This window comes from Acidovorax sp. FW305-C-20-28 (genome assembly GCF_058783375.1).
Window position 1 is genome coordinate 1 of sequence record NZ_JBYSYM010000061.1, and the last position, 21,298, is coordinate 21,298.

Sequence of the window (21,298 nt, forward strand, 5' to 3'; positions counted from 1 at the left end):
CGAACATCGGCTCCAGCACGCCGGGTTTGGGCGAGGCGAATTCCACGAACTCGAAGCCGCACAGGCCCATGGGGTTGAAAGATTCGTCTTGGTCTTGGTCGTGAGCGGACATGGCTTCTGAAGGGAGTGGTTTGTTGGAATGCGGTCGAGCTACAGGGCTGGCAGCTTCTCTTGCGCGGGGTTGAAGACACGGCCTGGATTGAGAATGCCCTTGGGGTCCAGCAGGGTCTTGAGCTTGCGCATGAGTTCGATCTCCGCCGCGCCCCTGCTGTGGTGCATGAAGTCGCGTTTCACGACGCCGATGCCGTGCTCTGCAGAAATGCTGCCCTCGAACGCACCGACGCAGCTGTAGACCAGTTCCTCGGCGTGCTCCAAGTCGGCGGGATCGGGGTAGGGGCCGCTGATGAGGTGCAGGTTGCCATCGCCCAGGTGCCCGAAGAACAGGTGCTGCTGCTGGGGGTAGGCACTGCGCAGCGTTTCCTCCAGGCGCTGGACCATCTCGTCCATCCGCGTGATGGCAACGCTCACGTCAAAAGCCGCGCAGGGCTTGGCCAGGGCCAGCAGCTCGCTCACGCCTTCACGGATGCTCCAGAGTTCTTCCTGCTGTGCGCCAGTCTGGGCGACCACGGCGTCGGCCACGAATTCCTCTTCGATGGCTTTTTCCAGGAAGGCTTCCATGGCCTGGTCTGCATTGGCACCGTCGCCCGAAACCGACTCCAGGAGAACGTACACGGGGTATGGGCTTGCAAGCGGAGCGCTCTTGCCATGGGCACGGATGCTCGCGTCAAAGTAGCTGCTCCACATCATCTCGAACGCACTCAGCCCCTGCAGCGACGCCTTGGCATGGCGCAGCAGACCCAGCGCAGCGTCGAAGTCAGGAACGCCACACAGCGCTGTGCACTGCTGGTTCTGCCGGGGAACCAACGCGAGGGACAGGCGTGTGATCACGCCCAGGGTGCCTTCGCTGCCGATGAACAGGTGCTTGAGATCGAACCCGGCGTTGTTCTTGATCACGCGGTCCAGCATGGTGAGCACATTGCCGTCGGGCATCACCACCTCCAGGCCGAGGATGAGGTTGCGCATCATGCCGTAGCGCAGCACGCGGCTGCCGCCGGCATTGGTGGCGGCGTTGCCACCCAGCTGGCACGAGCCGCGGGCGCCCAGATCGAGCGGGAACGCCCATCCCAGGTCCGCGCAGTGCTGCTGAAGCCGCTCCAGCGTGACACCGGCCTGGACGATGGCCGTTCCCGCCACGGCGTCCACATCCTCGATGCGGTCCAGGCGCGCCAGCGACAGGGCGATTTCGCCCTCCATGGGGTTCGCCCCGCCGGCCAGGCCGGTCAGGCCTCCTTGCACCGCCACCGGGCAACCGTGCTCGTGGCAGATGCGCAGTGCAACCGCCACTTCCGCGGTGTCCCGCGGAAGAAGCAGTGCCCGCGGCTGTGCCGCCTGCGCGTCGCTCCAGTCCTGGGTCTGCCGCAGTTGCAGGCGCTCGCCAGTGAGCACGGAGGAGGGGCCGAGTGCCTCGGTCAGGCGGTCAATGAGGCCTTGTGGGTTCATGATTCAGCGGTGAAGCCAATGGATTTGACGATGGGACCCCAGCGGTCGTGGTCCGCCTTCAAGCGCGCCGCAAGCTCTGCCGGCGTGGAAGACTCGGCCTTCAGGCCCATGGCGGCCAGGCCTTCGACGATCTCGGGGCTGGCCAGCGCGGGACGCAGTGCTGCGCTGGCGCGCTGAACCACCTCGGCGGACGCGCCCGCTGGCATGAAGAGGCCGAACCATTCGGAAAACGCCATGTCCTTGAGACCTTGCTCGGTGAGGGTCGGGACGTTGCCCACGAACTGGTTGCGGGCGGCGCCGCTGGTCGCGAGGATGCGGCACTTGCCGCCGGCCAGGTGGGGCAGGAAATCACCGATGGGGCCGGACACCGCAGGCAGCTGTCCGCCGATCATGTCCAGGATGGCAGGTTGCGTGCCACGGTAGGGGATGTGCGTGAGTTCGATACCGCCTTGCCTGCCCAGCAGCACCCCGATGAAATGGGGTACCGAGCCGGCCGCAGGCGAGCCGAAGGCGACGTTGTTGCTCGACTTGGCCCAGGCCAGGTACTGGGGCACGGTGGTCACGGACGCCGGCACGGCGGGGCCCACCGCAAAGCCGAAATCGAACACACAGCCGATGGAGACGGGCGTGAGGTCCTTGAGCGGCTCGTAGGGCAGCTTCTTGTAGATGTGGGGGTAGATGCCCAGCATGGACATCGGCGTCTGCAGAATCGAGGTGCCGTCCGCGGCCAGGCTCTTCATCGCCTGGATGGCGATCTGGCCGCCCGCACCGGTGCGGTTCTCGACAATCACCGAGCGTGCGTAGCCACCGGTCATGCGCGATGCCAGGCGGCGGCACAGGGTGTCTGATGTACCCCCCGCGGCGAAGCCGGTGATGAGGCGGGCCATTTCCAGTTGCGGGCCTTGGGCGAAGAGCCTGGTGGCGGGCAATGCAGCTGCTGCGGCAGCACCCGCGGTCTTGAGGAAGTTGCGGCGTGGCATCAAGGAGCGTACGCTCCCCGCATGGGATATCGACATCATTGTCTCCGTGGTAGTTTTCGAAAAACCGGCTCGAGATAAATCGCAGCGGCAGCGGATTCTGGGAGCAATTGATGCAGAGAATCGCCACATTTTCTGAACCACTTTTCAGGTCACCTTAAAACCCAAGGCATGCACTTCACCTTCCGACAAGCCGAGGCATTTCTGGCGGTCGCCGACACCGGCAGCTTCACGCGCGCAGCCGAATTGCTGCACCTTTCCCCGTCGGCTGTGAGCCAGCTGGTGACGGAGTTGGAGGGGGCGCTCGGGTACACGGTGCTCGATCGCAATACGCGCAAGGTCGTGCTGTCTGCGGCCGGCCGGGCCCTGATCCCGGCGGTGGAGGCACTCAGCCGGCAGTTCGCGCTCACCAAGACCGCAGCGCTCGACATCCGCGATCAGGCGGCGGGGGTGGTGCGGGTCGCAGCGCCATTGGTCGTGGCGAGCGTGATGCTGCCCAGGCTGATGGCGGACTATGCGAAAAAGCGGCCCAAGGTGGTCATGCGCCTGATCGACTGCCCTGTCGAGACGCTGGTCGACCGCGTGGCCACGCGCGATGTCGATCTGGCCATCGGCCCGGACCGCCCGGTGGGGCCGGAGGTGGAGCGCGTGGTGCTGTATCCCAGCCCCTGGGTGGTCTGGTGTGCTCCCCACCATCCGTTTGCGCGCAAGAAATCGCTTACGTGGAACGATCTGGCTTCCGCGCGGCTGGTGGCAGCAGGGCGGGACCACGAGATCCACCTGAGCACCATTTTTCGCCAACTGCCGTCGCCGTTGCGCGTGGCTCCCTCGCAGGTGGTGGACAACGTTTCCAGTGCCTTGGGACTTGCCGCGGCGGGCCTGTGCTACACGATCACTCCTGCCTATGTCCAGGCCTTGGCATTGCCGCTGGGCCTGGTGATGCGGGAGATCACCGACCCGGTGGTGCAGCGCGAAATGTCGCTGTTCCGACCCGCCGACCGCACGCTGTCGCCAGCGGCTGCCGGCTTCGGTGCGCACGTGATCGCTGCGTTGTCCGGCCCCAAACCCCAATAGCCCCGACCGCAAGGCCGGTTCTGCTGGCGTGTTCGATTGGGTCGGGCACACCAACCCTTCAGAGCCCTGCAACCGCAGGTGCGTGATTGGTCGGATGTTGTGCAATCCAAACGCATTGGGGGTGCCGCAGCGTTGCAGTCCGGCACTTCGAAGGGGATGCCCGAACGGGTACTCGCCTCAACTGCCACTGGCCTTTCAGGAAACCTGAAAAGTGATTTAGCAAATGTCGTTTGGTGCCTGGCGGGGGCCGGCCTAAATTCCTGATCGACGGACGACGTTTCAACGAGCAGGTCGTCCGCTCGCTCAGTGCGCTCGTACAACGATAAGGCTCCCCATGAAGACAACCCTTGCCGCGGCTGCGGCAGCACTCACCCTCGCCGCCTGTGGTGGTGGATCGGACACCGATTCCGGTTCATCATCCGGCCAATTTCAAAGCCGCTCCGAAGCGCAGTTGCAGGCATTGACGCCGGCTGAGCGCCAGGTCGCCAAGTCCTTCACGTCCAGCGATGGCACGCAGGTGCCGTACCTGGAATACCTGCCGGCCGACTACGCCACCAGCGGTACCAAGACCTACCCTCTGCTGATGTTCCTGCACGGGGGAAGCGGCGCGGGCAAGAGCAACGGTTCCGAGATCTCCAAGATGCTGGGCTACCCCATTCCGGCCATGATCGCTGCCAACAACGAGATGTGTTTTGCCGACCAGGCAGGCGTCTCGCAGTGCTTCATCGTGGTGTCGCCGCAAAGCCCCCGCACGACCGGCGTGTGGAACCTCAACGATGCAGGAGGCATGCTGCTGCAGGCACAAAAGTCCTACCGTGTCGATCCCTCGCGCATCTATGTCACCGGCGTGTCGATGGGCGGCGGCGGCACCTGGACGCTGCTTGCAAGCTCCTACACCGAGAACGGCCAATCCGTTCGCTGGGCCAGCAAGATCGCCGCGGCCATTCCCATCGCCACGGGCGCAAAGTCCAGCACGTACAACACGGGCATCTGCGCGGGCATCGTCGGCAACCACACCCCGGTATGGGCGTTCCACAACAGTGGCGATCCGATTGCCGCCCTGGCCAGTGAGCGTGGCTGGGTGGACAAGGTGAACCTGGCGACGTCCGCCGACGGATACACCTGCGCCCAGCCAGGCAACCCGGCGGCGCGGCTGACCATCTACCAGGGCAACACCCACGAGGGCTGGACGACCACTTACAACGTCGACACGCAGGTCACACCGGGCATGAATGCCTTCCAGTGGCTGCTGTCGAACAAGAAGCCATAGCGAAACTGGGCTGCGCCCCGGTTCAACTGCGCTGTGGGCGAACTGGTTGGCGCCTCCGTGGCACCCGCAGCGCAGATGCAGGACGAAAAGCTGGCGATGTTGCTTGACAGCTGCAGTCGGTGGTCCGATACCATAACGCTACAGACTTGGGATGTCTGTATTGGCCCGTGGTGAAACAGCGCCGAACCTGTCTTTCCGAGGCGTTGGTACTTCACTATGGGATCGGCTGATCGCTGTCCTCGGTGCATCCCGGGCGTGGCAGGCAAGGGTGGTTGCAAAAAAGGGCTTCCCCGATCCGGTAGCTGGGCTACAGAATGGCCCTGGGGGAGGATTTGCCACCATGACCACCAAGCACATGCGCGAGCGCGTGCCGCTGCTGCAAGGGACCCGGGCGCGCATCGCCGCCGGGCTTGCGGGCCTGTGCATCGTGCTGGGCATGGCATGGCTGGCACCCCTGTACCTGCGGCTGGAGCAAGGGCTGCGCGCGTCGGCACAGCAGTCCGTCAATGTGCTGGCCGACGATGTGGCGCGCCAGTTGGTCGAGGACCTGACCAGCCGCCAGCGCGAGATGGTGTTGATGTCGGAGATGGTGTGCTCGCACGCAGCCCCCGACGGGCGGGTGCTGCGCAAGGCCATGGAGGGCCTGCGCGTCCAGCAGGCCGAGTACGCCTGGATCGGCCTGACCGATGCCCAGGGCCGCGTGGTGGCGGCGCTCGATGGCTTGCTGGAGGGGGCCGATGTGTCCAAGCGCCCGTGGTTCGCGGCCGGCCTGCGCGGCGGCTTCGTGGGCGACCCGCACGATGCGGTGCTGCTGGCGCGCTACCTGGCGCCCCGGCCCAATGGCGAGCCACCGCGCTTTCTGGACGTGGCGGCCCCCCTGCGCGATGACAAGGGCGCCGTCGCCGGGGTGATGGCCGGGCACCTGCACTGGGACTGGGTGCACCGCATCATCACCGAGACGGTGACCCGCCACCGGGGCAGCCGGCCGGTGGAAGTCTTTGTCGCCAACCGCAAGGGCGACTGGCTGCTGGACCTGGACAGCCCGCAGAAGCTGCCCACGGTGCCCTTGCAGGCGCTGCGCGCCGAGTCCGGCTACGTGGTAGCCGTGCAGAAGCTGGCCACGGCCCCGCCAGCCGACAACCTGGGCTGGACGGTTGTGGTGCGCGAGCCCCATGCCCAGGCCCATGCCCCTTTGCACCAGATGCGCCGGCTGCTGCTGGCCTTTGTGCGCTGCTGGCAGGCCTGGTGGCACTGCTGGCCTGGTGGGTGGTGGGCCGTGCGGCATCACCACGCGCTCTGGTGGGCGCCGCACCGGTGGCACCCGCATGGCCCGGTGCAGAACTGGAACGCATGGCCCAGCACGACCGGCTCACGGGCTTGCCCAACCGGGGCAAGCTGCTGGTGCACCTGCAGCAGGCCTTAGCGCGGGCACAGACCGGGAGTGCCGGCGCCGCGTTGCTGCTGGTCGACCTGGACAATTTCGGCCAGCTCAACCAGGACCGGGGGCAGGAGGCGGGGGACCAGGTCCTCATCCTCCAGGCGGCGCGGCTGCGCCGCCTGGAGGGCATGGGCGCCGTGGTGGCCCGCGCCGGTGGCGACAAGTTCCTGCTGCTGACCGAAGAGCTGGACCCCTCACCCGCCACGGGCCGCGAGCGCGCCCAGGTGGTGGCCGAGGCCGCACTGGCCGCGCTGCGCGAGCCCTGCATGCTGCAGGGTGGGGCCTGCATCGTGCATGCCTCCATCGGCATCGCCTTGCTGGGCGATGGCTCGGCCACGGTGGACGGGCTGCTGCAAAGGGCCGAGCAGGCCATGCGCCAGGCCAAGCAGCAAGGCAAGGACCGGGCTGTGCTCGCCAGTTAGAACAGTCGCTCAGGAGGGCGTCAGCACGGCGTCGATTTCGAGCTCGATCCAGACCCCATCGGGCAGGCTGCCCACGCCCAGCGCGCTGCGCGCGGGCAGCGCATGCTGCGGGAAGGCGATGGCCAGCACCTCGGAGGCGGCATCGAGCACGCGCGGGTGCGCGCCAAAGCCGGACGTGGAACGCACAAAGCCGCGCAGGCGCACGACATGCAGCACCTGGCCCAGCCCGCCACCGCAGGCCGTGCGCAGCGCGGCCAGGGCGTTGAGCATGGCCACGCGCGCGGCGTGGCGAGCGGGCTCCAGGTCGGCGTCTTTCTCGCAGAGGCCCGATAGGGGCTTGCCATCGACGCGGCTGGTCTGGCCGCTCACGGCCACCCAGTGCTGGCCGGCCACATCGTGCACGTGGCAGGGGGCGTAGCTGCCGCGCGGCTGGGGTGCGGGTGGCAGCACCAGGCCGACTGCGGCCAGGCGTTCTTCGGGTGTGGTGTGGTTCATGCCAGGCCCTCCACCACTTCGCCGCTGAGCCAGCAGCCGGCCATGGCGCCCCCTGCATCGAAGCGCGGGCGCACGGCGATGGCCGAGGGGCTGCCCATGGCGTCGCCCTGGCGCACGGTGCACACCATGGGTGCCGCTGCATTGCCTGTGGCAATGGTGCCGGCCGCTGCCAAGTGCCCCCACAAGGCGGCGGCTGCAATGCCCGTGGCGGCATCCTCGGGGTAGCCGGATTTGCGTGGGAACTGGCGCGCGAAGACGGTGGGCTCTACGCCCGGTGCACCCCGCTGCAACGCATAGGGGTACAGGCCGGTGGAGCCAATGGCCTCGCAGGTGGACTCCATGGCCGCGAAGTCGGGCGCCAGCGTGTGCAGTGCGGCCGCATCCGGCAGGGGCACCAGGGTCTTCACGCGGCTGGTGGCGGCATTGGTCACGGGGGCGGTATCGGCCAGCCCCAGGGTGCGGGCCACCAGGCTGGCGTCCGCGGGGGATAGTGCCTCCTCGCGCACGGCGGGCTGCGAGATCCATACGCGCTGTCGCGCTGCGTCCCACTCCACGTCCACCAGGCCGCTCAGCGTCTGCACGCAGGCCGTGGGCGTGGTCCACACGCCCCAGCGGCGCAGCGCCCACAGCGTGCCCACGGTGGCGTGGCCGCACATCTCCATCTCGTGGTGCGGCACAAAAAAGCGCAGGCGCCAGTCGGCACCGGACACCTCGGCCGGCAGCACAAAGGCCGATTCATGCCCGTGGGTGCGCGCCACCTCCTGCATCTGCACAGCATCCATGCCGCGCGCATCGGCCACCAGCGGAACGGGGTTGCCCCCGCCCGGGCCGTTGACGAAGACGCGGATCAGCACGATCTGGCCAGGGGACGGCGGCGTATCGGGGAAGGCGATGGGATCAGTCAACGCGGGCTCCTACTGCTTTGGCGATGCGGCCCCAATAGGTTGTGTCGCGCGACACGGCAGCAGCCAGCGCATCAGGCGTGCCGGGTGCGGCGTTCACGCCCAGCGCAGCCAATTCGGCGGACACGGCGCGGTCCGCCAGCACGGTGTTGAGCGCCTGGTTGAAGCGCTCCACCACCGCCTTGGGCGTCTGCGCGGGGAAAACGATGCCGTACCACAGCGACTGGTCGAACCCCGCCAGGCCCTGCTGTTGGAAAGTGGGTACGCCGGCCAGCAGCGCATTGGGCGCCGTGGTGGCCACGGCATGGATGCGCCCGGCACGGATGTAGGGGACCAGGCCCGCTGGGTTGTCGAACATCAGCTGCACCTGACCCGCGATCAGGTCGGTGTAGGCTGGGGCGGCGCCGCGGTAGGGGATATGCACCAGCGGCACCTTGGCCACGCCCTTGAACTGCTCGCCCAGCAGGTGCGAGACCGTGCCCGCGCCCACCGAGGCGAAGCTGAAGCCCTCGGGCTTGGCCTTGAGCGCGGCCAGCAAGCCCTTGGTGTCAGGCTTGCCCAGCGCGCCCGTGGTGGCCAGCACATAGGGCGAGGTGCCGATGAAGCCGGCATAGCGGAAGTCCTTGGCCGGGTCGAACGGCAGCTTGGGGTACACGCTCACGCTGACCGCGTGGGTGCTGGTGGTGGCAACGCCAGCGGTGTAGCCATCGGCCGCAGCGCGCGCCACCAGGGCCGAGCCCAGGGTGCCGCCGGCACCGGCGCGGTTGTCGATGACCACGGGCTGGCCCAGCTCCTTTTGCAGCCGGGGTTGCAGGGCACGGGCCACCAGGTCGGTGCCGCCACCGGCCGGGAAGGGCACGACCAGGGTGATGGGTTTGGCGGGCCAGGCGGGCGCCTGCGCGAGCAAGGGCGCGCAGGTGCCGGCCAGGACAATGCCCAGCAGGGCGGCCCTGCGGACGCGAAAAACGGGGGAGGAGGCAGGCATGGGAACTCCAGCACGAAGGAGGCCCCATGCTAGGAATCAGCGGACGATTCGGACAACCAGGATGCGACAGGCTGCGATCCGATTTGCGACATGCCCCGCCGCGGGGATCAGTGCGCTACCGACTTCAGGAGGCGGGTGAGGTGCCCGCTGGTGGCAAAGCCCAGTTGCCCACTCACGCGTGCCAGCGGCAGGCCCGCGGCCAGCAACTGCTGGGCGTGGGCGGCCAGCATCTGCCGGCGCAGCGCCACGGGGCTCAGGCCCAGTTCGGTCTGGCAGGCGCGCTGCAACTGGCGGGTGGAGGTGCCCAGTTCGCAGGCAATGGTGTCGATGCTGGGCAGTGCCTCGTTCCAGTCCAGCGCCTGGGCAATGCGCGCCAGCATCTGCCGTGCAGGGGAGTCGGGCAGCGTGGGCTCCTGCGGCCGGGCGCGCGCGATCTGGCGCACCACGGCCAGCACCAGGGGCTCGGCCGCGCGCGCGTCCAGCGCCGGGGCCAGCAGCGCGTCGAGCATGGACAGGGCGGCTCCGTCGAGCCGGATGGCACCACGCCCGCTCAGGGTGCGCGCGATTTCGGGCGCCAGGTACAGCTCGCCATGCTCCTGCTCCTGCGTGGTGGACTGGGTGCGGTGGGCGGTCGCCACGGGCAGGATGATGGCTTGGCTGCGTGCCAGGCGCATCTGCGCAAAAGGGGTGCCGCCGCCCGCAATCTCCTCGGGCTGCCAGGCGCTGTGCAGCGCTCCCTTGCGCGGCCACAGCAGCATGGCGCAGTCGTGCACATGCCAGTCGAACTCGTAGTGCGCCTGGCGGCTGTGGCGCAGCGCAAAGCCCTGGGCCGCCAATTGGGGCAGCTTGGGCGAGAGCTGAGGGAGGCTGGGGATGGCGGGGGTCATGTCGGCACCTGTGCACGGATCGTGCCAGATGCACCCACCCCCCGCCATCCGGGAAACCTCAGGGGGTGGGCACTCTCATGCCACCCTCATGCGGCGTTCGCCACCTGCGGTTGCCCCAGCGAGCGCAGCACGTCGCGCACCATTTGGGCGCGGTCCTTGGGGTCCTTGAGCTCGCGCTCGATGCGCAGCTTCTCGTTGCCCGCCAACTTGATGTGCTTGTTCTTCTGGATCAGCTCGATGATGCGCATCGGGTCGATGGGCGGCTGGGGCTTGAAGGTGATGTTGATGACGCCCGGGGCGGCATCCACCTTCACCACGCCGTAAGGCTGGCTCAGCACGCGCAGGCGGTGCACGTCGATCAGGGTCTGGGCTTGCGGCGGCAGCTTGCCGAAGCGGTCCACGATCTCTTCGAGCAGGCCGTCGATCTGGTCGGGGTTCTTGGCCGTGGCCAGCTTCTTGTAGAACGACAGGCGCAGGTGCACGTCGCCGCAGTAGTCGTCGGGCAGCAGGGCAGGGGCGTGCAGGTTGATGTCGGTGGTGACCGACAGGGGCGACAGCAGGTCCGGCTCCTTGCCGGCCTTGAGCGCCTTGACCGCCTCGCTCAGCATCTCGTTGTAGAGCTGAAAGCCCACCTCCAGCATGTTGCCGCTCTGGTTTTCGCCCAGCACCTCGCCGGCGCCGCGGATCTCCAGGTCATGCATGGCCAGGTAGAAGCCGCTGCCCAGTTCCTCCATCTGCTGGATGGCGTCCAGGCGCTGCGCAGCCTGCTTGGTCAGGCCCTCGGTGTCGGGCACCATGAGGTAGGCATACGCCTGGTGGTGGCTGCGGCCAACGCGCCCGCGCAGCTGGTGCAGCTGCGCCAGGCCGAACTTGTCGGCGCGGCTCATGATGATGGTGTTGGCCGTGGGCACGTCGATGCCGGTCTCGATGATGGTCGAGCACAAGAGGATGTTGTAGCGCTGGGCCACGAAGTCGCGCATCACTCGTTCGAGCTCGCGCTCGGGCATCTGGCCGTGGGCCACGGCGATGCGGGCCTCGGGCAAGATCTCTTCGAGCTTCTGGCGGCGGTTCTCGATGGTCTCCACCTCGTTGTGCAGGAAGTAGACCTGCCCGCCGCGCTTGAGTTCACGCAGGACCGCCTCGCGGATCACGCCCGTGCCCTCGTTGCGCACAAAGGTCTTGATCGCCAGGCGCCGCTGCGGCGCGGTGGCGATGACCGAGAGGTCGCGCAGGCCTTCGAGCGCCATGCCCAGCGTGCGCGGGATGGGGGTGGCCGTGAGGGTGAGCACGTCCACCTCGGCGCGCAGGGCCTTCATCTGCTCCTTGTGGCGCACGCCGAAGCGGTGTTCCTCGTCGATGATCAAGAGGCCCAGGTTGTGGAACTTGGTGGATTCGGAGAGCAGCTTGTGCGTGCCCACCACGATGTCCACCGTGCCATCGCCGATGCCCTTGATGGCGGCGGTGATCTCCTTGCCCGAGCGAAAGCGCGAGACCTCGGCCACCTTCACCGGCCACTTGCTGAAACGGTCCACCAGCGTCTGGTAGTGCTGCTCGGCCAGCAGCGTGGTGGGCGCGAGGAAGGCCACCTGCTTGCCCCCCGTGACGGCCACGAAGGCCGCGCGCAGCGCCACCTCGGTCTTGCCGAAGCCCACGTCGCCGCAGACCAGGCGGTCCATGGGGCGGGGGCTGATCATGTCCTGGATCACCGCGTGGATGGCGGCGTTCTGGTCGGCCGTTTCGTCAAAGCCGAAGTCGTTGGCAAAGGTCTCGTAGTCCTGCGGGCTGTAGCGGAAGGCATGGCCCTCGCGCGCAGCGCGGCGGGCGTAGATGTTGAGCAGCTCGGCCGCGCTGTCGCGCACCTGCTCGGCGGCCTTGCGCTTGGCCTTTTCCCACTGGCCGCTGCCGAGCTTGTGCAGCGGCGCCTCGTCGGCGCTCACGCCGGTGTAGCGGCTGATGAGCTGCAGCTGGCTCACGGGTACATACAGCACGGCCTTGTCGGCGTACTCCAGGTGCAAGAACTCCTGCATGGCGGGCGTGCCGTCGGGGTTCTTGTTGCCCACGTCCATGTTGACCAGGCCGCGGTAGCGGCCGATGCCGTGGGCGCTGTGCACCACGGGGTCGCCCACGTTGAGCTCGGCCAGGTCCTTGATCAGCGCCTCGACGTCGCTCACCTGCTCCTGCTTCTTGCGCCGGCGCGTGGTGGGGCCGGCGGCGAAGAGCTCGGTCTCGGTGACGAAGTCGATGCCGTCCTCGATCCAGCTGAAGCCCACGGTGAGGCCGGCGGTGGCGATGCCCACCTTTTCGTCGGCCGTACCCTGGAACTCGGCCAGCGAGTCGAAGGCCGGTGGGTTCACCCCGCTGGCGCGCAGAAAGTCCAGCAGGCTCTCGCGCCGGCCATCGCTCTCGGCCAGCAGCAGCACCCGGTGCTGGGTGTTGCGGATATGGGCGTGCAGCCGGGCCAGCGGGTCCTCGGCCCCGCGCACCACCGACAGGTCTCCGAGCTTGTGGAAGTTCGGGTTGTCGTCCACGTCCTCCACCCCGGGGCGGATGGACAGCTGCGCATGCTCCTTGGCACGCGTGTAGAACTGGTCGGCCGAGAGGAACAGCGACTCGGGCGGCAGCGCCGGGCGCTCGGGGTCGCCCTGCACCAGGCGAAAGCGGTCTTTCGTGTCCTGCCAGAAGCGCTGGAAGGCCGGCTCCAGGTCGCCGTGCAGCACCACAGTGGCCTCGCCGCCCAGGTAGTCGAACACGGTGGCCGTGTCGTCGAAGAACAGCGGCAGGTAGTACTCGATGCCGGCCGTGGCCACCCCGTTGCCCATGTCCTTGTAGATGCGGCTCTTGGTCGGGTCGCCCTCCAGCATCTCGCGCCAGCGGCTGCGGAACTTGGCGCGCGCCTCGTCGTCCATGGGGAATTCGCGGCCAGGCAGCAGGCGCACCTCGGGCACGGGGTACAGGCTGCGCTGGCTGTCGGGGTCGAAGGTGCGGATGCTGTCGATCTCGTTGTCGAACAGGTCCACCCGGTAGGGCACCAGCGAGCCCATGGGGAACAGGTCGATCAGCCCGCCGCGCACCGCGTACTCGCCCGGGCTCACCACCTGCGAGACGTGGCTGTAGCCGGCCAGCGTGAGCTGGGCCTTGAATTTGGCCTCGTCGAGCTTTTGCTTGACCTTGAAGTGGAAGGTGTAGCCCGCCAGGAAGGACGGGGGGGCGAGGCGGTACAGCGCCGTGGTGGCCGGCACCAGCACCACGTCGGCCCCGGTGTCCTTGTCCTTCTGGCTGATGCGCCACAGCGTGGCCAGGCGCTCGCTGATCAGGTCCTGGTGCGGCGAGAAGGTGTCGTAGGGCAGTGTCTCCCAGTCGGGGAACAATGCGCAGCGCAGGTTGGGCGCAAAGAACGCCATCTCCTCGATGAGGCGCTGCGCATCGGTGGCGTCGGCTGTGACGATGGCCGTGGTGCGGCCCGCGGCCTTGTCACGTTCGGCCAGGCGGGCCAGCAGCAGCGAATCGGCGCTGCCCACGGGGCGGGGCAGGGTGAAGCGTTTTCCGGGGGAGAGTTTGGGCAGTTCCATGCGGACGGAGTCGGTCGTCTGGGCCACCGCATCCCCAGGGGCGCGATGCGCGCACGGGCTGGATGGGGGCAACAAACCATTTTAGGTGGTGCAGGGCATCTTTGCTCCAGAGCGTGTCAGCATGGATGTCGGCCCTTGCGTACAGCTTGTGACAAGTGTCCGGGCCGGCCCGACCGTTGGTCGCCCGTGGCCTTTCGCTCGTCGGCCGGTGTGCGTGGCCGTCCGCTGGCGCCCTACACTCCCGCGCCAGGAGGAGGAAGCCGCTTGAACACCCTGAGCACGCAGCACCTGCATGACCGGCGCCTGGACAGCGCCCTGGACGAACTGCTGGCCAATGCCCGGCTGGCCGCCGTGGCCGGCCACGCGGGCGAGGCCCTGGCCGCGCTGCACCTGTTGCTGCAGCCGCAAGGGGCATGGCGCCTGCCGGCGCACGGTGCACTGGTCACGCAGAGCCAGCGCCTGCTGCCCCTGGTGGCCTGGCTGGCCGGACAGGGCTGCCCTGCGGTGGGCGAGCAGCAGGCGATGGACGCTGCTCCAACGGCCGACTGGGCCGGTGGGCAGGCCGTGCAGCTGTTGCAGTTGCTGGCCCTGCCGGGCCGCCTGCAGCTGGCGCCTGCGGGCGAGGGCTGGTCGCCCGGTTTCCTCGCCACCCTGGTGGAGCGCCAGGGCGCGGACGGCGAGCCGCGGCCGCATGTGGCCTTTGGGGCCTTCTGCATGGATGCGGAGCTGGTGCTCAAGGCGCGCATCGCCCGGCAGTGGGGCGCCTCCCATGCCCTGGGCGAGGAGGTGCCCACGGCCGACGACCTGATCGCCCTGGGCCTGCCCGAGGGCGAGGTGGCCGCCATGCTGGCGCAGCTGCAGTCGGCCGGGCAGATCGACGTGGCGCCTGCGGCCGAGGCCACGGACACGCTTGCCCTTGCGCGCGCCATGGCCGGCTACCTGCGCGCCACCGGCTTTGCCGGGGGCTACCTGGTGCACAGCATCTGGCAGGCCGCCTGGCTGTTGCTGGCGCACGAGGGGCGCGATGGTGATGCCGTTGAAGTGGCTGCCGCCTGGCTGGCCCACGATGCGACGGCTGCTGCCACCGGTCTGCTGGATGTGGCGGTGGTACCGGCCACCGCACGCCTGCTGCGCGCAGGCCATCTGGCGCAGGCCGTGGGCCTGGATGCCGCGGCCGTGGCCCGTTGGCTCGCGGCCCTCAGTACGCGCACCGTGCCCGGGCCGGCCGATCCCGCACCGCCGCCCGCAGCGCCTGCGGGCACCCCCACGGAGTCGCGCGAAGCCTGGCAGGCCCGCCTGCAGGGCACGCCCCTGGCGGGGCTGGACTGGCTGGAGCTGCCCGTGCCCGGCAACGATGGCACAGCCAGCGGCGAGATCGCCTGGGCCGCGCCGGTGCCCGTGGCGGAGCGCCAGGCCCTGTGGCAGGCAGCGCGGGCATTGGTGGAGCAGGGCAGCGGCCGCTGGCCCGTGGTGACCACGCTGTGGACCGGGAGCACCGAGGCACCGGATGCACAGGCGCTGGCCGAGGACCTGTTCATGCGCTTCCCCTACGAGCAAGGGGCCGCGCGTGACGACGTGTCGCCGCGCTCCTTCATCGCGACCGCGCGCGCCATGGCCCCCGAAGACCTGCTGGCCGAGTTGGTGGAGGGCTCGTACCCCCCGGATGAAGAGGACCAACTGGAGGCCTGGCGCGGCGAACTTGCGGTCGCGAACATCCCTGCCGATTCAGCCGCCTTCGACGCCGCCTGGGCCGATTGCGCGGGCGACCGCCTGCGCTTCGAGCACTGGCTGGCCGCACTCGAAGCATCCCACGGCGCCGCGGACCCCGAGCGCGGCCGGCAGGAACGCTTCGACCCCGACAACGCCTGGCTGGTGCTGCTGCCCACGCCGCACAGCGAGGAAGCTCTGGCCTATCTGCACTGGTACGGCATGGAACGCGGCCCCGCCGACGGCTTCATCGCCCTGCTGCGCCGCTGGCGCGAGCAGCATGGCGCCGAGCTGTGGGCGCACTACGGCACCATGCTCGAATTCGCGGTGCGCCGGCCGCCCGGGGATTTCGATACGGCCCTGGCGCTGGCACGCGAGCATGACCTGGCCGCGCCCTGCACCCTGGCACTGCCGGGAATCCCTCTGCGCCACCATGCGCTGGGCCTGGTGGGGCATGGCACCTGGTTTCTGCACGAAAGGCCTTGAGGATTGGCGGTGGAAAGGGGTCAAGCCTCCTAAAATGACGGCCACATGACCATCGACCCGCTTCTGCAACCCTCGCTCGCCGCCCCGCATGCCCCCACCGCAGGGCGCTTCTGGGCGCTGGTGCCGTGCGCGGGCACGGGCTCGCGCGCGGTGGCGCCGCCGCCTGCGGCTGCACCGGCGGGCTCCACCATCTCGGCCTTTGGTGCGCTGGCCGGGGCAGCGGGCGAGCCCTTGCCATCAACGCCGCAGCTGCCCAAGCAGTACCACCTGGTGGCAGGCCACCCCATGGTCATGCACACGCTGGCAGCCTTTGCGGGTGTGGCCCGGCTGGCGGGCACGCTGGTGGCCGTGGCGCCGGGCGATCGCTACCTGGATCAGCACCCGCACCCCTCTTACTTCGTGGTGGACTGTGGTGGCCCCACGCGCGCCGCCACGGTGCAGGGCGGCCTTCAGGCGCTGCAGGCGCGCGGCGCCCAGCCGGACGACTGGGTGCTGGTGCACGATGCGGCGCGCTGCCTGGTCACGGCCGAGCAGATCGACCGGCTCATCGATGCCTGCGCCAACGATTCGGTGGGCGGCCTGCTCGCGCACCAGTTGGCCGACACGCTCAAGACATCGCTCGACGGGCCTGGCGGCGTGCGTGTGGCCTCCACCGTGGACCGCAGCAACAAGTGGCTGGCGCAGACGCCGCAGATGTTCCGCATCGGCCCACTGCTCGATGCGCTGGCCCGGGTGGGCACCAATGTGACCGACGAGGCCAGCGCCATGGAAGCCATGGGCCTGCACCCGCGCCTGGTGCCCGGCGGCGCGCAGAACTTCAAGGTGACCTACCCTGACGACTTCGCACTGGCCGAGGCCGTGCTGGCCCAGCGCGGCTACGGCACCACGCTCGCGCGCTTTGGCGGCGAGCGCGGGCTGGGCGCCAGCGAAACCGGGCGCAAAACGATTTTTTAAGAGCGGCTAACAAAACTCTTCTGGCGTCGTTGCTGCGTCTTGTCGTACCAGCCGTACTGCCTGCGACGCAGCGCCTAGCCAGAACCGCTTCGCTGAGCTTTGTTATCCGCTCTAAGACCGCGCAAGCGGATGTATGACTTCGCGCCCCGTGTGGGCGCGTGGAAAGGAACGCATGAATTTCAGAATTGGGGAAGGTTGGGACACGCACGCACTGGTGCCGGGCCGTGCATTGGTGATCGGCGGCGTGACCATTCCCCACACCATGGGCCTGCTTGGGCATTCCGATGCCGACGTGCTGCTGCACGCCATCACCGACGCCATCCTGGGTGCGGCGGGCCTGGGCGACATCGGCCGGCATTTCCCGGACACCGACGCCCAGTTCCGCGGGGCCGACTCGGCCGTGCTGCTGGCCGAGGCCGCGCGCCGCGTGCGCGCCGCGGGCTACGCCATCGGCAATGTGGACAGCACCGTCGTGGCCCAGGCCCCGCGCCTGGCTGCGCACATCCCCGGCATGCGCGAGTGCATCGCCAAGGCGCTGGGTGTGGAGCCCGACCAGGTGAACGTGAAGGCCAAGACGGCCGAGCGCCTGGGCCCCGTGGGGCAGGGCCTGGCCATGGAAGCGCGTGCAGCCGCGCTGATCTACAAGGCCTGAGCTTCGGCCGCCCAGGCGGCCACATAGCCCGGTGTGGCCGCGGTGTTCAGCGGGTCCACCACGGGCGCGCCGCGCACCTGCACCAGCGGCAGCACGCCGGCCCACACCGGGTGCTGCATGTCTTCTGCATCGTCCAACGGCGGCCCACTGCGCACCTTGCAGGCGGCTTCCTCCAGGGCGATGCGCATCACCGTGGTGGCCGCAAACTCCTTGTCGTTGCCGGCACGGACCTCGGCCTGGCGGCCCACGGCCAGGTGGTCCATCAGGGCCGCAAGCGAGGCGTGCTTGTCGGCCACGGGCTCGAAGCGGCCATACACCATGGCCGAGCGGTAGTTCATCGAATGGTTGAAGGCCGAGCGCGCCAGCACCAGCCCGTCGAGGTGGGTGATGGTGACGCAAGCCTGTATGCCCTTGCCCAGCCACTTGATCAGGCGCCCGCCGTTGGAGCCATGGATGTACAGGTGCTCGCCCTCGCGCCAGCAGGCCGTGGGGATGCAGTGCGTGCCCTTGTCGTCGGCAAAGGCCACGTGGCACAGGTAGGCCGCGTCGATGATGGCGTGCAGCGTGGCGCGGTCGTAGCGGGCGTTCTCGGCCACACGGCGCACACGGGTGCGGTCGGTGGGGGGCAGGGCGGTGGCAGATGTGTCGTTCACGGGTCGTGGTTCCGGTTGGGAAGTTGCTGAGGGAGCGAAATGTAGGACCTGCGTGGTGCCAGAATAAGACCCACGGAACCACTATTTTTTAGGGCCACAGAAACACCATGGAATTCCAGCTGCTGTTCACGGCCTTCCAGGCGCAACCGGCGCACGCCCGCTGGCCCCAGCAGCGCCAGCTGCACGAGTGCCTGCGCCAGGGCATCCGCAGCGGCACCCTGGCCAGCGGCGCACGCCTGCCCGCCAGCCGCGCGCTGGCGGCCGAACTGGGCGTGGCGCGCAACAGCGTGCTCTATGCCTATGAGCAACTGGCGAGCGAGGGCTTCATCCTCGCCAGCCGGCGCGGCAGTGTTGTGGCGCCCCTGGCCGGGCGGCTGGCGGCCGCCGAGCAGCCCCGGCAGGATGCACCCGCACCGCGTGCCAGCCTGTCGCGGCGCGCGCAGAACATGCCGGCGCTGCCGGGCTCTGAAACCTCAGCCGCGTTCGCGCCGGGCGTGCCGGCGCTGGGCGAGTTCCCGGTGCTGCGCTGGCGGCGCACGCTGGACAAGGCCTGGGCCTCGCTCAAGCCCGCAGAGCTCAACTATGCCGACCCGGCGGGCGAGCCCGCGCTGCGCGAGGCCATTGCCGGCCACCTGCGCGTGGCGCGCGGCGCGCTGGTCGAGGCTGCGCAGGTCTTCATCACCGACGGCACGCAAGGCAGCCTGGATCTCGCCGCCCGCGCGTTCGCCGATGCCGGCGACAAGGTGTGGATGGAGAACCCCGGCTACCAGGGCGCGGTGGCGGCCTTCCGCGCGGCGCAGCTCAAGACCGTGGGCATCGTGGTCGATGCCGAGGGCATGGCCCCCACCGCCAGCGACTGGCTGCGCCAGCGCCCGCGGCTCATCTACACCACGCCCTCGCACCAGTACCCGGTGGGCAGCGTGCTGAGCCTGGCACGGCGCCTGGCGCTGATCGATGGTGCGCGCCAGGCCGGCGCCCTGGTGGTCGAGGACGACTACGACAGCGAGTTCCGCCACGACGGCCCGCCCATGGCCTGCATGCAGGGCCTGGCCCCTGATGCGCCCGTGGTCTACCTGGGCACCTTCAGCAAGACGTTTTTCCCGGGCCTGCGCATCGGCTTCATGGTGGTGCCCACGGCCCTGGCGCCCGCGCTGGCCCTGCTGCTGGACCGCGCCGCACCGCGCGGGCGCACGGCCGAGCAGCGCGCGCTGGCCGAGTTCATCGTGAGCGGCCAGTTCGCCCTGCACCTGCGGCGCATGCGCCGCCTGTACCGCCAGCGCCGCGACGCACTGGTGGCCGCGCTGGCGCAGCACCTGGGCGACGTGGCCAGCGTGCACGGCGGCACGGCCGGCATGCACCTGGCGCTGCGCCTGCACGACGGCACGGCCGACGACGTGGCGCTGAGCGCGCGCCTCATGGCGCAGCACGGCATCATGGCCCCAGCCCTGAGCCTGCACGCCGTGGGCCTGCGCGCCCAGCCCTGGCGCGGCTTTCTGCTCGGCTATGCGCAGGTGCCGGTGGAGGCCATGGAGCCGCTGGTGAAGAAACTGGCGAGCGTGGTGCGCGGCTGAACCGCCGCCATCTTGGCGGGGTTCAGGGGCGCTGGATCAGAGGAGACATCGGCAACAGCCGAAACGCCAGCGAAGCCAGCGCCAGCCAGGCCGCAATGGCCAGGCACACTGTCTGGTAAGGCTCGACGCCCCATCGCCCGGCCCAGGCGGCCACCACGCCGGTTACCGACTGCATCAGGGCCACGCCCAGGAACATGGACATGGTGTACAGCGACAGGGCGCGCCCGGTCATCTCGGCCGGGTAGGAGGCGCGCGCATCGCTGTACTGCAGCACGCCATAGCCCGACAGAAGCCCCATCAGAAAGATCAGCGCCACGGTGGCGGCACCGTGGTGCAAAAAGGCCAGCAGCGCAAACAGGCTGGCCATCAGCAACGAGGCGTTGCCGATCCAGGCGCGGCGCCGGCGGGTGCCCGGGTCCATGCGCCCGAACGCAGCCGGGGTGAAGACCGCGATCAACGACAGCACCAGTGCCACATTGCCGCTGTCCAGCAGCGAAAAGCCAAACCGGTTGGTCAGCAAGGGCCCCAGCCACAGGCCGCGCAGCGTGAGGAAGGCGGCATAGCACGACATGCCCAGCACCACGATGCCCCAGGTGTGGGGCACCGTGAGCAACTCGGCAAAGCGCGCCAGCGACTGGCCCCAGCTTTCCTGCGGGGTGGGTGCTGCGTCGGGAACCGCGGGTTCATGCACCAGCGCGAAGATCAGCAGCCACGACAGCGCGCTCAGCACCGCCAGCAGGCCGAAGCCCGTGCGCCAGCCCCAGTGCTGCACCACCCAGGCCAGCGGCGTGCCCGTGAAGATCAGGCCCAGGCTGCCCACCCCCATGCTCACGCCCGAGTAAAAGGCAAACCGTTCGACCGAGAAATACCGGGCAATGAACAGCGTGCATGCCACAAAGGCCGGCGAGTAGCCGACCCCGATCAGCACCTGCCCGGCCATCAGCCAGCCATGGCTGGGCGCCAGCGCCGACAGGGCCGCGCCGGCAATGCCCAGCGGCGCCGCTGCCAGCACCGTGCGGCGCAGGCCATAGCGGTCCAGCCCAATGCCCATGAGCAGCTGCGCGATGCCGAACGACAGGCCGAACAGCCCGGCAAACGCGCCCAGCGACGAGGCCCCCAGGCCAAAGTCGGCCTGGAGCCCCTGGGCCACGATGGAGGCGGTGGTGCGGTAGGCCTGGCTGAGTGCGAAGCCTGACAGCAGGGCCAGGAGCATCAGCCAGAGGGGTTGTGTACGTGAAGATGGATGGGGCGTGGGAGAGGAAGGCTGCGGTGGCATGCGGGCGATTGTGCAGTGCGCGGGCTGGGCGTGCAGGGAACTGGTTGCTGTGGGCGCACAGGACATCGCGGTCGAGTGGCCCCGCTAGGGCCTGTTCACACTAATTTCGGGGATCGCGTTGCTCGGCCTGGGGGCTGGATGCAAGGCACCCGTGCGCAGCAAGGTAGGCACCTTGCAAGCGCGGGCAACGCCGCAGACGGCCCCCAGGCCGGGCAACCCGAAGGGAAGGTCCTTGCCGGCGCGCCACTCGTCGTTGCGCTCCTTGCGTGTGCAAGAGCACACGCTGCGTCACGCGCCTAGATTGGCACGCCGGCAAGGGCCTTCGCGACCCCGAAATTAGTGTGAACAGGCCCTAGCAGGCTGTTGAATTTCATCCCCGTAAAACCTGGCGTTCAAGAGCATCGTTGTAGATACTGACGA

General features: G+C 68.9%; 17 protein-coding genes. 8 read left to right on the forward strand and 9 right to left on the reverse strand.

The annotated features are described in order from the left end of the window. Nucleotides 1-150 precede the first annotated feature (150 nt). Nucleotides 151-1,560 carry an FAD-binding oxidoreductase gene (locus AC3WOH_RS33925; protein WP_492233729.1) on the reverse strand — a complete coding sequence of 470 codons (1,410 nt, stop codon included), beginning with the start codon at nucleotides 1,558-1,560 and terminating at the stop codon, nucleotides 151-153. Continuing rightward, nucleotides 1,557-2,540, reverse strand: a complete 984-nt coding sequence (locus AC3WOH_RS33930) for a Bug family tripartite tricarboxylate transporter substrate binding protein (protein WP_492233730.1) — start codon at nucleotides 2,538-2,540, stop codon at nucleotides 1,557-1,559. Before AC3WOH_RS33930 ends, AC3WOH_RS33925 begins: the two co-directional genes overlap by 4 nt. A gap of 168 nt (nucleotides 2,541-2,708) precedes the next feature. On the opposite strand from AC3WOH_RS33930, the gene AC3WOH_RS33935 reads away from it, so the two are divergent. From AC3WOH_RS33935 to AC3WOH_RS33950, 4 genes are all read left to right on the forward strand, one after another. Further along, a complete protein-coding gene (locus tag AC3WOH_RS33935) occupies nucleotides 2,709-3,611 on the forward strand; it encodes a LysR family transcriptional regulator (protein ID WP_492233731.1) in 903 nt (300 codons plus the stop codon). 334 nt (nucleotides 3,612-3,945) lie between these two features. Next, nucleotides 3,946-4,881, forward strand: a complete 936-nt coding sequence (locus AC3WOH_RS33940) for a carboxylesterase family protein (protein WP_492233732.1) — start codon at nucleotides 3,946-3,948, stop codon at nucleotides 4,879-4,881. A gap of 340 nt (nucleotides 4,882-5,221) precedes the next feature. Beyond that, a complete protein-coding gene (locus AC3WOH_RS33945; protein WP_492233733.1) occupies nucleotides 5,222-6,304 on the forward strand; it encodes a cache domain-containing protein in 1,083 nt (360 codons plus the stop codon). After that, on the forward strand, nucleotides 6,232-6,741 hold the full coding sequence (locus tag AC3WOH_RS33950; RefSeq protein WP_492233734.1) for a diguanylate cyclase domain-containing protein: 510 nt from the start codon (nucleotides 6,232-6,234) through the stop codon (nucleotides 6,739-6,741). Before AC3WOH_RS33945 ends, AC3WOH_RS33950 begins: the two co-directional genes overlap by 73 nt. A 9-nt stretch (nucleotides 6,742-6,750) precedes the next feature. Here AC3WOH_RS33950 and AC3WOH_RS33955 read toward each other — a convergent pair whose 3' ends face one another. From AC3WOH_RS33955 to mfd, 5 genes are all read right to left on the reverse strand, one after another. Further along, entirely contained in the window at nucleotides 6,751-7,236 is a 486-nt protein-coding gene (locus tag AC3WOH_RS33955) for a RidA family protein (RefSeq protein WP_492233735.1), read from the reverse strand. Continuing rightward, a complete protein-coding gene (locus tag AC3WOH_RS33960; RefSeq protein ID WP_492233736.1) occupies nucleotides 7,233-8,141 on the reverse strand; it encodes a PhzF family phenazine biosynthesis protein in 909 nt (302 codons plus the stop codon). Before AC3WOH_RS33960 ends, AC3WOH_RS33955 begins: the two co-directional genes overlap by 4 nt. Further along, entirely contained in the window at nucleotides 8,134-9,123 is a 990-nt protein-coding gene (locus tag AC3WOH_RS33965) for a Bug family tripartite tricarboxylate transporter substrate binding protein (RefSeq protein WP_492233737.1), read from the reverse strand. Before AC3WOH_RS33965 ends, AC3WOH_RS33960 begins: the two co-directional genes overlap by 8 nt. Before the next feature lie 107 nt (nucleotides 9,124-9,230). After that, complete coding sequence (locus AC3WOH_RS33970) at nucleotides 9,231-10,010, reverse strand: helix-turn-helix domain-containing protein (RefSeq protein ID WP_492233738.1); 780 nt, start codon at nucleotides 10,008-10,010, stop codon at nucleotides 9,231-9,233. Nucleotides 10,011-10,096: 86 nt separating this feature from the next. Continuing rightward, nucleotides 10,097-13,579, reverse strand: a complete 3,483-nt coding sequence (gene mfd / locus AC3WOH_RS33975; RefSeq protein WP_492233739.1) for a transcription-repair coupling factor — start codon at nucleotides 13,577-13,579, stop codon at nucleotides 10,097-10,099. A gap of 264 nt (nucleotides 13,580-13,843) precedes the next feature. Between mfd and AC3WOH_RS33980 the strand changes: the two genes are divergently transcribed. From AC3WOH_RS33980 to ispF, 3 genes are all read left to right on the forward strand, one after another. Next, entirely contained in the window at nucleotides 13,844-15,772 is a 1,929-nt protein-coding gene (locus AC3WOH_RS33980; protein ID WP_492233740.1) for a DUF4253 domain-containing protein, read from the forward strand. Between the two features lie 45 nt (nucleotides 15,773-15,817). Further along, nucleotides 15,818-16,726: an IspD/TarI family cytidylyltransferase gene (locus AC3WOH_RS33985; protein WP_492233741.1), complete on the forward strand. Its 909-nt coding sequence runs from the start codon at nucleotides 15,818-15,820 to the stop codon at nucleotides 16,724-16,726. Between the two features lie 172 nt (nucleotides 16,727-16,898). After that, a complete protein-coding gene (gene ispF / locus AC3WOH_RS33990; RefSeq protein ID WP_492233742.1) occupies nucleotides 16,899-17,378 on the forward strand; it encodes a 2-C-methyl-D-erythritol 2,4-cyclodiphosphate synthase in 480 nt (159 codons plus the stop codon). Here the strand turns inward: ispF and AC3WOH_RS33995 are convergent. Then, nucleotides 17,366-18,031, reverse strand: a complete 666-nt coding sequence (locus AC3WOH_RS33995) for a pyridoxamine 5'-phosphate oxidase family protein (RefSeq protein WP_492233743.1) — start codon at nucleotides 18,029-18,031, stop codon at nucleotides 17,366-17,368. The two genes, ispF and AC3WOH_RS33995, sit on opposite strands and share 13 nt — an antisense overlap. Nucleotides 18,032-18,138: 107 nt before the next feature. On the opposite strand from AC3WOH_RS33995, the gene pdxR reads away from it, so the two are divergent. Further along, nucleotides 18,139-19,602 carry a MocR-like pyridoxine biosynthesis transcription factor PdxR gene (gene pdxR / locus AC3WOH_RS34000; protein ID WP_492233744.1) on the forward strand — a complete coding sequence of 488 codons (1,464 nt, stop codon included), beginning with the start codon at nucleotides 18,139-18,141 and terminating at the stop codon, nucleotides 19,600-19,602. A gap of 22 nt (nucleotides 19,603-19,624) precedes the next feature. Here the strand turns inward: pdxR and AC3WOH_RS34005 are convergent, their stop codons facing one another. Further along, complete coding sequence (locus AC3WOH_RS34005) at nucleotides 19,625-20,815, reverse strand: MFS transporter (protein ID WP_492233745.1); 1,191 nt, start codon at nucleotides 20,813-20,815, stop codon at nucleotides 19,625-19,627. Between the last annotated feature and the right edge of the window lie 483 nt (nucleotides 20,816-21,298).

Bases quoted from the DNA above. Each gene is read 5' to 3' on its own strand.
- AC3WOH_RS33925 (WP_492233729.1), bottom strand. From the start codon at position 1,560: ATGAACCCACAAGGCCTCATTGACCGCCTGACCGAGGCACTCGGCCCC.
- AC3WOH_RS33930 (WP_492233730.1), bottom strand. From the start codon at position 2,540: ATGCCACGCCGCAACTTCCTCAAGACCGCGGGTGCTGCCGCAGCAGCT.
- AC3WOH_RS33935 (WP_492233731.1), top strand. From the start codon at position 2,709: ATGCACTTCACCTTCCGACAAGCCGAGGCATTTCTGGCGGTCGCCGAC.
- AC3WOH_RS33940 (WP_492233732.1), top strand. From the start codon at position 3,946: ATGAAGACAACCCTTGCCGCGGCTGCGGCAGCACTCACCCTCGCCGCC.
- AC3WOH_RS33945 (WP_492233733.1), top strand. From the start codon at position 5,222: ATGACCACCAAGCACATGCGCGAGCGCGTGCCGCTGCTGCAAGGGACC.
- AC3WOH_RS33950 (WP_492233734.1), top strand. From the start codon at position 6,232: ATGGCCCAGCACGACCGGCTCACGGGCTTGCCCAACCGGGGCAAGCTG.
- AC3WOH_RS33955 (WP_492233735.1), bottom strand. From the start codon at position 7,236: ATGAACCACACCACACCCGAAGAACGCCTGGCCGCAGTCGGCCTGGTG.
- AC3WOH_RS33965 (WP_492233737.1), bottom strand. From the start codon at position 9,123: ATGCCTGCCTCCTCCCCCGTTTTTCGCGTCCGCAGGGCCGCCCTGCTG.
- AC3WOH_RS33970 (WP_492233738.1), bottom strand. From the start codon at position 10,010: ATGACCCCCGCCATCCCCAGCCTCCCTCAGCTCTCGCCCAAGCTGCCC.
- mfd (WP_492233739.1), bottom strand. From the start codon at position 13,579: ATGGAACTGCCCAAACTCTCCCCCGGAAAACGCTTCACCCTGCCCCGC.
- AC3WOH_RS33985 (WP_492233741.1), top strand. From the start codon at position 15,818: ATGACCATCGACCCGCTTCTGCAACCCTCGCTCGCCGCCCCGCATGCC.
- ispF (WP_492233742.1), top strand. From the start codon at position 16,899: ATGAATTTCAGAATTGGGGAAGGTTGGGACACGCACGCACTGGTGCCG.
- pdxR (WP_492233744.1), top strand. From the start codon at position 18,139: ATGGAATTCCAGCTGCTGTTCACGGCCTTCCAGGCGCAACCGGCGCAC.
- AC3WOH_RS34005 (WP_492233745.1), bottom strand. From the start codon at position 20,815: ATGCTCCTGGCCCTGCTGTCAGGCTTCGCACTCAGCCAGGCCTACCGC.